The 14,143-nt window shown below is 36.3% G+C and carries 15 protein-coding genes; 5 read left to right on the top strand and 10 right to left on the bottom strand.

Annotation, left to right across the window (positions count from 1 at the left end; translation table 11 throughout):
- Positions 1-19: 19 nt before the first annotated feature.
- Complete coding sequence (locus HX109_RS01835; RefSeq protein ID WP_178949519.1) at positions 20-865, bottom strand: transketolase; 846 nt, start codon at positions 863-865, stop codon at positions 20-22.
- A gap of 227 nt (positions 866-1,092) precedes the next feature.
- Between HX109_RS01835 and tgt the strand changes: the two genes are divergently transcribed.
- From tgt to dnaB, 5 genes are all read left to right on the top strand, one after another.
- The gene (gene tgt, locus HX109_RS01830; RefSeq protein ID WP_178949518.1) at positions 1,093-2,223 is read left to right on the top strand and encodes a tRNA guanosine(34) transglycosylase Tgt; all 1,131 of its coding nucleotides are present in this window, start codon (positions 1,093-1,095) and stop codon (positions 2,221-2,223) included.
- Positions 2,224-2,336: 113 nt separating this feature from the next.
- The gene (locus tag HX109_RS01825) at positions 2,337-3,416 is read left to right on the top strand and encodes an LptF/LptG family permease (RefSeq protein ID WP_178949517.1); all 1,080 of its coding nucleotides are present in this window, start codon (positions 2,337-2,339) and stop codon (positions 3,414-3,416) included.
- Positions 3,403-4,305 carry a DMT family transporter gene (locus HX109_RS01820; RefSeq protein ID WP_178949516.1) on the top strand — a complete coding sequence of 301 codons (903 nt, stop codon included), beginning with the start codon at positions 3,403-3,405 and terminating at the stop codon, positions 4,303-4,305. The genes HX109_RS01825 and HX109_RS01820 overlap by 14 nt, the downstream gene beginning before the upstream one ends.
- Before the next feature lie 47 nt (positions 4,306-4,352).
- Positions 4,353-5,306: an acetyl-CoA carboxylase carboxyltransferase subunit alpha gene (locus HX109_RS01815; RefSeq protein ID WP_178949515.1), complete on the top strand. Its 954-nt coding sequence runs from the start codon at positions 4,353-4,355 to the stop codon at positions 5,304-5,306.
- A 169-nt stretch (positions 5,307-5,475) separates the two neighbouring features.
- Positions 5,476-7,017, top strand: a complete 1,542-nt coding sequence (dnaB, locus tag HX109_RS01810) for a replicative DNA helicase (protein ID WP_178949514.1) — start codon at positions 5,476-5,478, stop codon at positions 7,015-7,017.
- Between the two features lie 38 nt (positions 7,018-7,055).
- Here the strand turns inward: dnaB and HX109_RS01805 are convergent, their stop codons facing one another.
- The 9 genes from HX109_RS01805 to HX109_RS01765 form a co-directional block, all read right to left on the bottom strand.
- Positions 7,056-7,340, bottom strand: coding sequence for an addiction module antidote protein (locus tag HX109_RS01805; RefSeq protein ID WP_178949513.1), 285 nt, complete (start codon positions 7,338-7,340; stop codon positions 7,056-7,058).
- 1 nt (position 7,341) lies between these two features.
- Positions 7,342-7,641 carry a type II toxin-antitoxin system RelE/ParE family toxin gene (locus HX109_RS01800; RefSeq protein ID WP_178949512.1) on the bottom strand — a complete coding sequence of 100 codons (300 nt, stop codon included), beginning with the start codon at positions 7,639-7,641 and terminating at the stop codon, positions 7,342-7,344.
- A 158-nt stretch (positions 7,642-7,799) separates the two neighbouring features.
- A complete protein-coding gene (locus HX109_RS01795) occupies positions 7,800-8,474 on the bottom strand; it encodes a haloacid dehalogenase type II (protein WP_178949511.1) in 675 nt (224 codons plus the stop codon).
- Positions 8,475-8,623: 149 nt separating this feature from the next.
- The gene (locus HX109_RS01790; RefSeq protein ID WP_178949510.1) at positions 8,624-9,016 is read right to left on the bottom strand and encodes a VOC family protein; all 393 of its coding nucleotides are present in this window, start codon (positions 9,014-9,016) and stop codon (positions 8,624-8,626) included.
- A gap of 167 nt (positions 9,017-9,183) precedes the next feature.
- Positions 9,184-10,797, bottom strand: coding sequence for an amidohydrolase (locus HX109_RS01785; protein ID WP_255462738.1), 1,614 nt, complete (start codon positions 10,795-10,797; stop codon positions 9,184-9,186).
- 371 nt (positions 10,798-11,168) lie between these two features.
- Positions 11,169-11,915, bottom strand: coding sequence for an alpha/beta hydrolase (locus tag HX109_RS01780; protein ID WP_178949509.1), 747 nt, complete (start codon positions 11,913-11,915; stop codon positions 11,169-11,171).
- 317 nt (positions 11,916-12,232) lie between these two features.
- Positions 12,233-12,697, bottom strand: coding sequence for a hypothetical protein (locus HX109_RS01775; RefSeq protein ID WP_178949508.1), 465 nt, complete (start codon positions 12,695-12,697; stop codon positions 12,233-12,235).
- A gap of 87 nt (positions 12,698-12,784) precedes the next feature.
- Positions 12,785-13,255 carry a DUF423 domain-containing protein gene (locus tag HX109_RS01770; protein ID WP_178949507.1) on the bottom strand — a complete coding sequence of 157 codons (471 nt, stop codon included), beginning with the start codon at positions 13,253-13,255 and terminating at the stop codon, positions 12,785-12,787.
- A gap of 240 nt (positions 13,256-13,495) precedes the next feature.
- Positions 13,496-14,089: a GNAT family N-acetyltransferase gene (locus HX109_RS01765; RefSeq protein ID WP_255462737.1), complete on the bottom strand. Its 594-nt coding sequence runs from the start codon at positions 14,087-14,089 to the stop codon at positions 13,496-13,498.
- Between the last annotated feature and the right edge of the window lie 54 nt (positions 14,090-14,143).

The following is a 14,143-nucleotide window of genomic DNA, read 5'->3' as shown; positions in this document are numbered from 1 at the left end:
ATCAGTTGAATAGAAAGGCTTAGTAGTCTCCTAAGGTTTCAGGATTTTGAGCCAATGCTTTTTCCAATTGCTCGTCGTTTGGCGCTTTTCCGTGCCAAGCATGGGTACCCATCATAAAATCTACTCCATTACCCATAACGGTATGTAAAAGAATACATACTGGCTTTCCTTTTCCGGTTCTGCTTTTGGCTTCTTTTAACCCGGCAATAACTGCTTCGATATCGTTCCCTTTTTCAATTTCCATGACATCCCAACCGAAAGCTTCAAATTTTCCTTTAAGATCTCCCAGCGGAAGTACATCGTTGGTGGCGCCATCAATTTGTTGTCCGTTATAATCAATGGTAGAAATTAAGTTATCCACTTTGTTTCCGGCGGCATACATAATAGCTTCCCAATTTTGTCCTTCTTGCAACTCGCCATCTCCATGTAAACTGTAAACAATATGGTTGTCTTTATTGAGTTTTTTGGCAAGTGCGGCCCCGATGGCTACAGACATACCTTGGCCAAGAGAACCCGATGCGATACGAATACCTGGTAAGCCTTCGTGGGTGGTTGGATGCCCCTGTAAACGGGAATCTATTAATCTAAAAGTGTTGAGTTCTTTAACTGGGAAGTATCCCCTTCTAGCTAAAACACTATAAAAAACTGGAGAAATATGTCCGTTTGATAAAAAGAATAAATCTTCGCCGATACCATCCATTTTAAAATCTGTATCGAGCTCCATTATTTCGTTATAAAGTGCTACAAAAAATTCTGTACATCCTAAAGAACCTCCAGGGTGGCCAGAATTTACATTATGCACCATTCTTACAATATCCCTTCTTACTTGGGTTGTTATTTCGTTTAATTGTTGTGTATCTGGCATTTGTAATTGTTAATTAATTATCTCAAACAAAAATAAACCTTTAAAAAACCATAGCAAAGTAAATTTGTACACATATTTGGCTGTTTTGTTTTAAATGTAAGATTTTAAGGGGTTATTAGGAAGTTAAAGGCATTTTCTTGACTATATTTGCACGTTTTAAAAGACAGGTATTTAGGGTGTTTTCTTCGGAATAGATAAAGGCATCTTATACACAATATTGGTAATAAATGGATTTTAAGTTAATAGGAAAAGACGCTGGTAGTAAGGCTAGGGCAGGGGTGGTTACAACCGATCATGGGGAGATAGAAACCCCTATTTTTATGCCGGTGGGAACCGTGGCTTCGGTTAAAGGAGTGCACCAAAGGGAGTTGAAGGAAGATATAAATCCAGATATTATTCTTGGGAATACCTATCATCTATACCTACGTCCGCAAATAGATATTCTTGAAGCTGCTGGCGGATTGCATAAGTTTATGAACTGGGATAGAAACATCCTAACCGATAGTGGCGGGTACCAGGTTTACTCTTTATCAGCCAATAGAAAAATTAAGGAAGAAGGGGTTAAATTTAAAAGTCATATTGATGGCTCTTATCATTTTTTTACACCTGAAAATGTAATGGATATCCAACGAACAATTGGGGCCGATATTATTATGGCTTTCGATGAATGTACACCTTATCCATGCGATTACAACTATGCCAAACGCTCCATGCACATGACGCACCGTTGGCTGGACAGGTGTATTAAGAGATTTAACGATACACCCGATAAATACGGTTACCAACAAACCTTATTTCCCATCGTTCAAGGGTCTACTTATAAAGATTTAAGAAAACAATCTGCAGAATATATAGCAAATGCTGGAGCAGAAGGAAACGCCATCGGCGGACTTTCTGTTGGGGAGCCGGCCGAAGAAATGTATGCAATGACCGATGTAGTTTGCGCGATTCTCCCCGAGGATAAACCACGCTACCTTATGGGCGTGGGAACACCTATAAACATTTTAGAGAACATCGCTTTAGGCGTAGACATGTTCGATTGTGTGATGCCAACCCGAAATGCAAGAAATGGAATGCTTTTTACGGCCCATGGAACTATTAATATTAAAAATAAAAAATGGGAAGCCGATTTTTCACCGGTTGACAAAATGGGAATTACGTTTGTAGACACTTATTATTCAAAAGCTTATTTACGTCATCTATTTGCGGCCAACGAATATCTTGGCAAGCAAATTGCAACCATTCATAATCTAGGATTTTATTTGTGGTTGGTTCGTGAAGCTAGAAAACATATCTTAGCAGGAGATTTTTATGAATGGAAAAATAAAATGGTAAAGCAAATGGACAAAAGGTTGTAAGCGAAACCTGAAATGAAAAGGCAAGCAGTTTTTATTCTGCTGAAAGCCCTTCAGGAATAGTAAAACAAGAACCCAGCCATTGAAATTAAAACATAAACCCCAGCCCGTGTAACGTGAAAATAATAGATTGGTACATATTAAAAAGGTATTTATTAACCTTTTTTGCAATGATCATGTTGTTCATCCCAATTGGGATTATGGTAGATGTATCGGAAAAGGTGGATAAGATGATAGATAATGAGGCGCCAACCGAAGCCATTATCTCTTATTACATCGATTTCACTTTCTATTTTGCTAGCTTCTTATTTCCAATTTTTCTATTTTTATCCATCATTTGGTTTACTTCCAAATTGGCAAACAATACCGAAATTATTGCCATTTTAAGTTCGGGTATTTCGTTTTGGAGATTTTTAAGACCTTATTTTATTGGGGCTTCAATTATTGCGGCATTTTCCTTTGTTATGGGAATGTTTATAGTTCCAGAAGCCAGTGAAGGTTACAACGATTTCCGTATAAAATACTTAAAAGGAGGACGCGATAAAGATAGGGAAACCACCAATTTATTCAATCAAATAAACGATAACGAATACATCTATGTTAGTAGTTTTACACCAAGCACTAAAATTGGTTATAATTTTACTTTAGAACATTTCGACGGAAATGAATTGCAATATAAAATAAAGGCCAGCAACATCCGTTGGATCGATAAAGACAGCACCTACCGTTTAAGTGGTTATGTAAAACGTACTGTGGGTAAAAATGATGATATTCTCGAAAAGCAAAACCGCCTCGATACCTTGTTTGAATTTGATTTGGACGATTTAACGCCGGTTTCCTATGTGGCGGAAACCAAAAACCTTTTCGAACTTAATAAATTTATCGAGGAGCAACGCAAAAAAGGAGCTCCTAATATTAATACCTATCTCGTAGTAAAATACAAAAGGTGGAGTTTGCCCATATCTGCTTTTATACTTACTATAATTGCAGTTTCCGTTTCCTCTATGAAAAGAAGGGGAGGGATGGGAGTAAACTTGGCTGTGGGGATTTCCTTGGCTTTTATTTTCATTTTTTTCGATAAGGTATTTGGTACCTTGGCAGAACAATCCGACTTTTCTCCGCTATTGGCAGTGGCAATTCCTAATATTTTATTTGGGATCCTTGCGATCTACTTATTAAAAAATGCTAAACGATAAACTTAAGAATTACCTCTATCTACATTTAATTGTGTTTATCTGGGGGTTTACGGCAGTGCTTGGGGCACTTATAACAATCGATGCAATACCTTTGGTTTGGTTTAGAATGTTTCTGGCCTCTATATTTGTGTGGTTTTATATCGCATTTAAAAAATTCCCTTTAAAAGTGCCGAAAAAGGCCTTTTATACTTTTATTGTTGCGGGTATCACCATAGCCCTGCATTGGATCTTCTTTTTCAAAGCCATTAAGGTTTCCAATGTATCTGTTACCCTGGCTACGGTTTCTACGGGCGCATTTTTTACCGCCATTTTGGAGCCCATATTTTACAAACGGAAAATGATTTGGTACGAAATTGTATTTGGCCTATTGGTTATCGCTGGGCTGTATATCATTTTTTCTGTCGAGACATCTTATTTTTTAGGGATAATTTTGGCGCTCATCGCCACTTTACTCTCCGCTACGTTTTCCTTGATCAATGGTAAACTTGCCAAACAATACAAACCTTCTATAATTTCTTTTTACGAATTATCCAGTGGGGTAGCTTTTATAACCTTATATCTTATTTTTACCAATGGGTTTTCTGCTGAATTTTTTGTGCTTTCTGCTTCAGATTGGATCTATTTATTACTTTTGGCAAGCATTTGTACCGCTTATGCTTTTATTGGTTCAGTAAAGGTTATGAAGCTTATAAGTCCGTATACCGTTATGCTCACCATTAATATGGAGCCTATTTACGGAATTATTTTAGCTTTTGTAATTTTGGGATCATCAGAAGAAATGAGCGAAGGCTTTTATATAGGAGCCTTAATTATTCTGTCTACTGTGCTGGCTAACGGGATTTTAAAGAATTCTTTAAAAAGAAAAGTGCCGGTTGGGCAGACTAAATAGTTTAAAGTTTTATATTTGTACGCTAATAAATTATCAAAACAAAACTCATGGAGTATTTAGATTTTGAGTTACCAATTAAAGAGCTTGAAGAACAGTTAGATAAGTGTAAAGTTCTAGGATCGGAAAGTGACATTGATGTTACCGATACCTGTAAGCAATTGGATAAAAAGTTAGAAAAGACCAAAAAGGAAATATATAAAAACCTTACTGCTTGGCAACGGGTTCAGCTGTCTAGGCATCCATCAAGGCCTTATACATTAGATTACATTAGAGCTATTTGTGGGGATACCTTTTTAGAGCTTCACGGCGATAGAAATGTAAAAGACGACAAGGCGATGATTGGTGGACTCGGAAAAATAGGGGATCAATCTTATATGTTCATCGGTCAACAAAAAGGGTATAACACTAAAACCCGCCAGTACAGAAACTTTGGGATGGCCAATCCCGAAGGCTACCGAAAAGCATTGCGCTTAATGAAAATGGCAGAAAAATTTAATATTCCCGTGGTTTCTTTAATAGATACCCCTGGTGCTTATCCTGGTATTGAAGCTGAGGAAAGAGGACAAGGGGAAGCCATTGCTAGAAATATTCTAGAAATGACACGCCTAAAAGTGCCAATTATTGTATTGATTATTGGTGAAGGAGCTTCTGGTGGGGCTTTGGGAATTGGAGTAGGAGACAAGGTACTTATGTTGGAAAATACATGGTACTCTGTTATTTCTCCAGAATCTTGTTCTTCCATTCTTTGGAGAAGTTGGGAATACAAGGAGCAAGCTGCCGATGCTTTAAAACTTACCGCTACCGATATGAAGAAATTACATTTGGTAGACGATATTGTTAAGGAGCCTTTAGGAGGTGCACACGCCGACAGGGAAACGACCTTTAAAACGGTTGAGAAAAAGATTTCTTCAACTTACGAAGAGTTAAAAAAGTTATCCCCAGCCGATTTAGTAAAAAAACGCATGGACAAATATTCAAACATGGGAGTGTTTAGTAACTAATTCCCTTTGTTTGTTACCTTAATGTTAAGACCGAAGTTTGCGCTTCGGTTTTTTTTAACTTTATTAACAGGAAACAAAAGTTATCAACAGTTAAATTGTTGACGATCAGTTAAAAACCTAGCTTATCTTTTAACCGGATTTAAGGTTACAATTATTTACATTCGTATTCATGGAAAAAATAAACCCAATACAAGGAATTAAAATAGATAAATCTAATGTAATTCAGCTAGAAAAAGGTAAAATACCTCCGCAAGCCATTGATTTAGAGGAAGCTGTGTTGGGTGCGATGATGATCGACAAGAAAGGTGTTGATGAAATTATAGACATTCTACACCCCGATGCTTTTTATAAAGACGCGCATAAATATGTCTATGAGGCAGTGGTTCAGCTATTTGAAACTTCTGAGCCTATTGACTTATTAACAGTTTCTGCGCAGTTGAAGAAAAATAAAAGGTTGGAATCCGTTGGAGGTGACTTTTACCTCATTCAGTTAACCAAAAAAGTATCATCTTCAGCGCATATAGAGTTCCACGCACGTATTATTCTTCAAAAATACATACAGCGTAGCCTCATAAAAATTTCCAGTGAGATTATTGAGGATGCCTATGATGAAGGTACCGATGTTTTCGATCTTTTGGACAATGCCGAGGCTAAACTATACGAAGTTACCCAAGGAAATATTAAAAAATCTTCGGAAACGGCACAGAGTTTAGTTATTCAGGCAAAAAAGAAGATTGAAGAGATTTCCAATAAGGAAGGTTTAAGTGGGATCCCTTCTGGTTTCGACAAATTGGATAAATTAACCTCTGGTTGGCAACCCAGTGATTTAATTATTGTGGCTGCGAGACCGGGTATGGGTAAAACCGCATTAACCCTATCGATGGCTAGAAATATAGCTGTAAATTCCAATATTCCAGTGGCGTTCTTCTCCTTGGAGATGTCTTCCGTACAGTTGATCACCCGTTTGATTTCTTCGGAAACCGGACTTTCTTCAGAAAAGTTACGTACCGGAAAATTGGAAAAACACGAATGGGAACAATTAAACGTGAAAGTAAAATCCCTAGAAACAGCACCACTTTTTATAGACGATACCCCGTCTCTTTCCATATTCGACTTGCGGGCGAAAGCACGCCGATTGGCTTCGCAGCACGGTATTAGAATGATTATAATAGATTATTTGCAGTTAATGACGGCTGGAGGCTCGCAAAAGGGAGGGAACCGAGAGCAGGAAATTTCTACCATTTCCAGAAACTTAAAAGCCTTAGCAAAAGAACTTAATGTGCCTGTTATTGCTTTATCCCAGTTGTCGCGGGCAGTAGAAACCCGTGGGGGAAGTAAAAGGCCATTGCTTTCCGATCTACGTGAATCGGGTGCGATTGAGCAGGATGCCGATATCGTGTCCTTTATTTACCGACCGGAATACTATAAAATAGAAGAGTGGGACGATGAAGAACGCAGTCCAACACAAGGGCAAGGGGAGTTTATCGTTGCGAAACACCGTAATGGTGGTTTGGAGAACATTCGTTTGAAGTTTATCGGTCACCTTGGTAAATTCGATAACCTAGACGATTTCGATTCACCGTTTGAGTTCCAGTCCAAAATGAATGATGGGGATGAAAACCCGTTTGCAACCAAAGATCTTCCAAGTGCAGATGAAGCTTTTGGCAGCTCCATGAACAACGACTTCGACGAAGATGACGTTCCGTTTTAGGAACTGAAATAATGGGATTTTAAAATTTTTATTAATGTTTATACCGTCGTAGGTTTAACCTGTATTTGTCCGCCAATAGCTTTTAGAACTTTAACAATAGTGCCAAATTGTGGTTTGTTTCCATCAGACAAAGCTTTATAAAGACTGGGTCTACTCATTCCTGTTTTTTCGGCTATTTTTGTCATACCAATAGCTTTGGCTACATGGCCTATTGCCACCACTAAATCATTGCTATTACCTTCTTCCAACACTGTATTAAGGTATTCTGCAATCATTTCTTCGTTGTCTAAATAATCGGCTATATCAAATTTTGAGGTTTTCATTTTAACTGTTTAATTTTCTCCAGATTTCCTTGGCTTTTATAATATCTTTCTGTTGGGTTGATTTATTTCCACCGATTAATAAGATGATAATTTTGCCATCTTTTTCTTTGAAATAAACCCTATATCCTTTGGCAAAATTTATTCGAATTTCTCGAATTCCATCGCCTACAGATTTACAATCTCCAAAATGTTCGTCGCTTTCTAGTTTCTGAATTCTAAAAAGAATTTTTGATTTGGCTCTAAAGTCCTTTAGTTTTTTAATCCATTTGTCAAACTCGACGGTTTTCTCAATAAAATACATGCTACCTGTATCTATATGAAGACAAAATTAATAAAAATTTTTAAGAAAAGACAGTTTCAATTTGATGTATCTGGCAGCTCCATGAACAACGACTTAGACGAAGATGACGTTCCGTTTTAGCAGTTAATTAGCATTTGTATCAAGTCTGCTTAAATGTATTATGTCTTCGCTGCTTTTATAATTTGATTCGCCAAATCAGTTAAGTTAGTTGCGTGGTAGTCGGGTTTTAAATAAAAGGGATGGTAAATTTCTTCTTTCCGTTTTATGTAGGCTGTATGGAGTCCTGCTTTTTTCGCTCCAAACAAGTCCCAGTCGTGGGTAGCTACCATTACTATTTCCGGTGGTTTTAGGCCTTCTTTATCTGCGGTAGCAAGATATACGTCTTCAAAAGGTTTGTATTTTTCCACACGATCTACCGAATAATAGGCATTGAATAAATCGATAATATTGGCATTGCTAAGCTGTTCTTGCATCATTTCTTTGGAAGAGTTGGAAACGGCAATCAACCTAAAGTCGTTGTTTTTTAAAAGCTGAAGTGCTGGTTTTACATCTTCGTAGGCAGGAAGCTTTTTAAAAGCACCTAGAATTTCTTCTTTTGTTTCTGTATTCAAAGCTTTGCTGTTTTCATAAAATACATTTTCCAATGCTACATCAGCAAGTTCCCCAAAATTACGATAGCTGCCCATAATCCCCATTACTGTGGAACTGTGCAGCAATTTTGCGAACCAATATTTTAAAACATACGGATCTTCAAAATGTTTATCGAATTCCTCTTTTAGCAAATTTAAGTTCAACAGGGTCTCATTCATGTCGAAAAATATTGCTTTTATCATACATTATGCTTTTAATTATTTTTAAAACAGCTGCTTCTTTTCGCTTCAACAGCTTTTCTTAGTATATCATTTCTTTCTAATATAACAAAAAAGCGAGCTGAATTATTCTCAGCCCACTTCTTACCATTATTATAGTGCACACGATCTTCCTATTTCATGGAATGCACACCAAACATATTTCCTTCGGTATCGCTGGCGAGAACTATAAAACCGTATTCGCCAATAGACATTTTTGGTTTAAAAATAGTTCCGCCGGCGGGAGCAATGCGTTCTTGTTCTACCCCGCAATCGTTGCTACCAAAATAAATGATGGTACTGTTGTTTCCTGGGGAAACTCCGTCCATTCTCACAATGGCACCTCCAGAGCCGTGCTTTTCCATATTGGAAGGAAAAGTGTACATTTCGAGTCCATCATCATTGGGATTAGGCAGATGTTCTAAAGATGTTTGGAAAACATCTTCATAAAACTTTTTGGCTCGACCCATATCGTTTACATAAATTTCGAACCAGTTTACGGGGTTGGGAATCGGTGCATTTTTCATAAGGATATGATTTTTGGTTTGTTGTTTTATTTGTGTAAACTATTTGTAGTTAAATAGTTACTTATAAAAATAATAAAAGTTACCGTAATTAAATCTTAAAATTTACCGCATCGATGATGGACCTTAGTTTTAGTATAAGAAAAAATGTGCACCCTTATTATAAACGTTTAATTTATGCTGTAAACGTTTTTGCCGTCTTTTATGGATTCTAACACTTTAATATCGTGTATGGTTAACGGGTCTACTTTTAGCGGATTTTTATCTAAAATCACAAAATCAGCATTTTTACCAACCTTTAAACTTCCTTTCTCGTTTTCTTCAAAATACTGATTGGCCGCCCATATCGTTAAGGTTTTCAATCCCTTGTAAGCGGAAAGGCGTTGTTCTGGACCCAAAATCACTCCACTTCGGGTCACGCGGTTTACAGTGGCATCTAAAACACGCATGGAATTTGGAAAGGTTACTGGTGCATCGTGATGGGAAGTAATGTTGAGTCCGGCATTTAACGCGTCCACACAAGGGGATATATAATCTGCCCTTGGGTGCCCCAATACCGATTCTACATGCCAATCGCCCCAATAGAAAGTATGCATGGGAAACAAGGAAGCATCCACATTGAGCTGGGCCGCTTTTTCAATCTGATCTTTCCTGATGGTCTGCCCGTGTACAATTACGGTTCTATGATCATCGTAATTATAATTTTCTAGGGCTTTTTCAACGGCATTTAAATATTGATCGATAGCCGCGTCGCCGTTGGTGTGACACAAAATTTGCCATTTATTTTTAAAGGCATCGTGTACATATCTATTCGCAAGGGAGTCTGCCATAATAGGATACCCTTTGTAGTCTGAATCTTCCCCCGGTGGCGGAATATGGTAATGTTGTGTAAGCCATGCTGTTTTTCCTTGTGGCGAGCCATCTAATGTTAATTTTACCCCACCGATTCTAAATTTGTTTTTATATTGATGCTTGTGGTTGTAATAATTTCCGTCCAATAAATCGTAGGCGCCTTTAATGCGCATATCGGGGTAGGAAACTACATCTAAATATAATTTTCCCGCTTCAGCTTCTTTTATAATGGCATTAACCTGTCCGGGAGTGGTTCTGCCTTCTTGGGCGGTCATATAGCCATTTTTAGCATATTGCGCTTGTCCCAATTTAACCGCTTTTGCATTAACTTCATCATCTGCTTCAGACATAATTTCGCCCAGTACCGTAAAAAATGCATTTTCTTCCATGACCCCATTCGGTGTTCCATCGGAATTTCTTCTCAGTTTTCCTTCTTTTGGGTCTGGTGTATCTTTGGAAGTCCACCCCATTGCTTCCAACCCTTTGGAGTTTACCACCCCTAAATGCCCCGATTGATGTAAAATTAATACCGGAAGTTCCTCGCTTACTTTATCTAAATCTGCCGCTTTTGGATGATCTTTTTCCTTTAGTTGCGAATCGTCGTAGCCGTTCCCTACAATCCACCCAAACTTATTTACCGACCATTTACCGTCTTCGCTATCTTTAAATTCGTTTAAAGTGTTTACAATAGTATTAAAATCGGCGCCAGGACCATCGGGAGGTGGGAGGAGGTTAGCAAAAAGCGACACCAAACCAACATTAAAGATATGGCCATGACCATCTAAAAATGCAGGTAAAAGAGTGGTTCCTTTAAGGTTATGATCCTTTGCCTTTTTATAGTTTTCTTTGGCAGTTTTAAGGCTTCCCAAATAAACGATGGAATCTCCACTGGAAACCAACGCCTCCACATATTGTGGTTGTTCGCTTTCCATGGTAATAATATCACCGCCGGGTATAAGGTGTAATCGTTTTCGTTTTGGTTTACTTCTTTTTTACAAGCGATTGCTAGAACACAAGAACTTATCACTAAAAGGACTCTGGTATACATAGCTGGTTGCATTTTAATGATCACATTCCAAAAATCTTAGAATGCTTTTTTGTATATACCTTAAATTTAGTGAATTATGGGCATATTTAAGTATGAAGCCTTATGAAAAAGATGAATAAGATTTTAGCGATCCTAAGATGATTTTAGTTGGTTACTATAAAATAGTTTAAAAATAAAAGCCCTTTAATGGGCTTAAATTTGTTCTGTTTTTAGAAAATTAGACTTTTTTGAAACGGTTACCGGTGTTGTACCACGTTATTTTAATCCATTTATTACTTCTTTAATTCCTTCAATTACATCTGGTCTGCTTTCAAAACCATTATGGATACCACCTTTTATTGTAATTAATGTATCTTTTGGTTTAAAACAATCTTTAAGTTTAAGTGATGAACCATAATATATGAGCCTGTCATCTGTACCATGAAAAATTGCTACTGGCGCTTTTATGTTTTTTATATGTTTTGCGTTGTCCAGATTATATCGGATTAGTAAATCTGTCGGTAAGTATTGTAAATATTTTAGATTCGGTAAAGTTAAATTCCTTGCTAAATCTTTCATACTATAATAAGGAGAGATCAGGATGAGTTGTCCGGGACTGTTATTTTTGGCGAGATAACTTGCTACTCCTGTACCTAATGAAACCCCAATAATAATGATGTCATCTTCCTTATATCCTCTTTCTAATAATTTATCATAAGCAGCTTGGCCGTCATTATACATTTGCAAATCATTATTATAAGCACCTTGACTTTTGCCATATCCTCTGAAATCCATTACGTAGAAATCGTAACCCTCCTCATTGTATATAGTTGCAGCTTCGTCTTGATTTGAAATATTACCTCCAGCACCCTTCAAATTGAAAATGATACCTTTAGGTGGTTGCATGTCTGATTTAAATAATAAAGAATTGAGTTTAATACTGTCATCTACATTAATATTAATTTCTTCAAAATTCCCTTGAAAAGCGTAGTTGAAATTAGTATCTAGTTTTACTGGATTCATGAATATGAATGATTCTTGCCTATAATAGAACCAAATACACATAGCTAGATAAAAAAGTATAAATAAGCTACCTAATATTTTTACACTTTTAATAAAAAACGTCTTCATTATCCAGTGTTTTAATGTGGTACAACTACCATATAAACACAATTGCGTTTATTTCCCTTTCAAATCTACCAAATTATCTGTTTTCTGTGGAGTATAAAAAATAATTCTTTTTAACGAAGTATCAACATTATTGCTAAAGTCTGCTGTCTTTTAGGTAAAAATAAACATTTTGTATGTATTTGCCTTGTTTAATATTTTTAATTCGGCCATTAAAAAGGCCTAATTTTTTCAAGTACAATAACATTCTTCCTCCCATTGTAATAAATGTGAAGTTTGGAATTTTTAATTTCGTAGTACTCGGCCTCGCTTATTTTATATAATTCAGTCCATTCAGGTTCATTCGCTTCTGTTTGAAAAACTTGCCCTATTGATATTTCTCCGTTTGTTTGGGCTCGGAATTCACCACTGTAGCTATTAGTGACCTTAATTCCTGAAATACTTCCTACCCCGCCATTTTGAGGTTCGGCAAAACTCGCGGTAATATCTCCATTGTTAATGTCTAACCAAGTATTTTCTTTAGTTTTTGTAATTTTTATCCCGTTCTCAATATAGTACGCTACTTTCCAATTTCCTGTTAAATCATAGGTGATTTGGCTGTCGTCTTTGGAGCAACTGTTGAATAAAAACATGCAACAGATTAAGATCGCCGATATACTTTTATATAAACTTTTCATCTTTTTGTTTTTTAAATGGTATTAAATCCGTCATTTGATGGCATTAATTCAAGATTCAGTATGCTTCAATACATTATGGGTAAACGTTTAATGGACTCCCAAAACTTGAGAAATCAATGTTTTATATTCTTGGATATTTTGTTCATATTTTCTTTGTGTTCTAATCCACAAAATAACTCCAATGGCTAATATTAAAGTTCCGATTAAATAGGTGTAAACATTGTTGTCCTTTCCAGAAACCGTGACAATTAATAAGGACAATCCTAATATCATATCGGCCAATATCACGGCTATCCATAAAAAATGCTGTTTAAAAGAAATTTCTACGTTAGACTCATTTTCAATTTTTGTTTTTGATAATTTTCCATTAACGACAAGACTGTTTAAAAAAAATAAGTACCAAGGATATAGAATTCTTTTCCTGATTTTAAAATTTATGGATTCATTTTTATCTCGATTCAAATGAAATACTAGTCCATTAACTGTGTTTAGTGAGGAATCTATTTTTTCACCGAGTTTTTTTGGGCTATTTTTTAATTTAAAATTCCATTTTGTCATAATATCGGTTTTAAATGTTTACAAATAGTCTGGTATATCAAACGTAGCATTTAAAAATACGTAAACCTATCGGATTATTCATTAAGCCAAACCTTTTGCGTTTTGTTTTCACCTTTTTATCTAAAAGCCAAATCAACGATTTGGGGATGTTTTAAATGACCATAGAACTCTCTTAATATTTGGAACGCCCTATTTGCTATAGTCATAGTAGATAACTGGCTTTTGCGTTCTGCATGTTTTTCAGTCTTGTCCAAATTCCGTAAAATGCTCTGCTTTAAGCAAGGGCCAGTCTTCTTTTATTATACTGAAATAGACATCGTTTCTACTTTCTCCTTTCAGCCCGATGTAATTATTTCTAAAAACGCCCTCTTTTTTTGCTCCTAATTTTTCGATTGCTTTTTGAGACCTTAAATTTTCTTGGTCGGCACTAAACTGAATTCTTCTGAATCCGATAGTTTCAAATCCAAAATTTAACAGTTCATACTTACAAGCCTTATTCAATCCTGTTCCTTGAAATTCTGTTCCATACCAAGTCCAGCCGATTTCGCATTTTTGACTTGCACTATTCAAATACCCATATCTAGTGCTACCTGCAACTCGGTTATTAAGTTTGTCGATAACCAGAAACGGATAACAAGTTCCATTGGCTTTTTGCTCAATAGTATTCGTTATGTAGTTTTCAAAATCTAATTCGGTTTTTATGTCCATTCCCATATATTTCCAAATTTCTCCGCAAAAGATTATTTCCTTCAGTTCTTGATTTCTCAAATGCTCAAAAGGCAATAATAATACTCTGTCATTTTCAAGCTGTATTTTTGTTTTTAAAATTTCCATGTTCATTTTTAGCTGCATATAACGGTTAATATGAGAAACGTAGGTTATTTGATA

It is taken from the genome of Galbibacter sp. BG1 (genome assembly GCF_013391805.1).
GTDB lineage: Bacteria > Bacteroidota > Bacteroidia > Flavobacteriales > Flavobacteriaceae > Galbibacter.
Note: the sequence above shows the minus strand (reverse complement) of the source record. Positions and strands in the feature narration are given on the sequence as shown.

What these genes read in the sequence shown, in the direction of transcription:
- HX109_RS01835 (WP_178949519.1), bottom strand. Translation starts at nt 865, where the DNA reads ATGCCAGATACACAACAATTAAACGAAATAACAACCCAAGTAAGAAGG.
- tgt (WP_178949518.1), top strand. Translation starts at nt 1,093, where the DNA reads ATGGATTTTAAGTTAATAGGAAAAGACGCTGGTAGTAAGGCTAGGGCA.
- HX109_RS01820 (WP_178949516.1), top strand. Translation starts at nt 3,403, where the DNA reads ATGCTAAACGATAAACTTAAGAATTACCTCTATCTACATTTAATTGTG.
- HX109_RS01815 (WP_178949515.1), top strand. Translation starts at nt 4,353, where the DNA reads ATGGAGTATTTAGATTTTGAGTTACCAATTAAAGAGCTTGAAGAACAG.
- dnaB (WP_178949514.1), top strand. Translation starts at nt 5,476, where the DNA reads ATGGAAAAAATAAACCCAATACAAGGAATTAAAATAGATAAATCTAAT.
- HX109_RS01805 (WP_178949513.1), bottom strand. Translation starts at nt 7,340, where the DNA reads ATGAAAACCTCAAAATTTGATATAGCCGATTATTTAGACAACGAAGAA.
- HX109_RS01800 (WP_178949512.1), bottom strand. Translation starts at nt 7,641, where the DNA reads ATGTATTTTATTGAGAAAACCGTCGAGTTTGACAAATGGATTAAAAAA.
- HX109_RS01795 (WP_178949511.1), bottom strand. Translation starts at nt 8,474, where the DNA reads ATGATAAAAGCAATATTTTTCGACATGAATGAGACCCTGTTGAACTTA.
- HX109_RS01790 (WP_178949510.1), bottom strand. Translation starts at nt 9,016, where the DNA reads ATGAAAAATGCACCGATTCCCAACCCCGTAAACTGGTTCGAAATTTAT.
- HX109_RS01785 (WP_255462738.1), bottom strand. Translation starts at nt 10,797, where the DNA reads ATGGAAAGCGAACAACCACAATATGTGGAGGCGTTGGTTTCCAGTGGA.
- HX109_RS01780 (WP_178949509.1), bottom strand. Translation starts at nt 11,915, where the DNA reads ATGAATCCAGTAAAACTAGATACTAATTTCAACTACGCTTTTCAAGGG.
- HX109_RS01775 (WP_178949508.1), bottom strand. Translation starts at nt 12,697, where the DNA reads ATGAAAAGTTTATATAAAAGTATATCGGCGATCTTAATCTGTTGCATG.
- HX109_RS01770 (WP_178949507.1), bottom strand. Translation starts at nt 13,255, where the DNA reads ATGACAAAATGGAATTTTAAATTAAAAAATAGCCCAAAAAAACTCGGT.
- HX109_RS01765 (WP_255462737.1), bottom strand. Translation starts at nt 14,089, where the DNA reads ATGGAAATTTTAAAAACAAAAATACAGCTTGAAAATGACAGAGTATTA.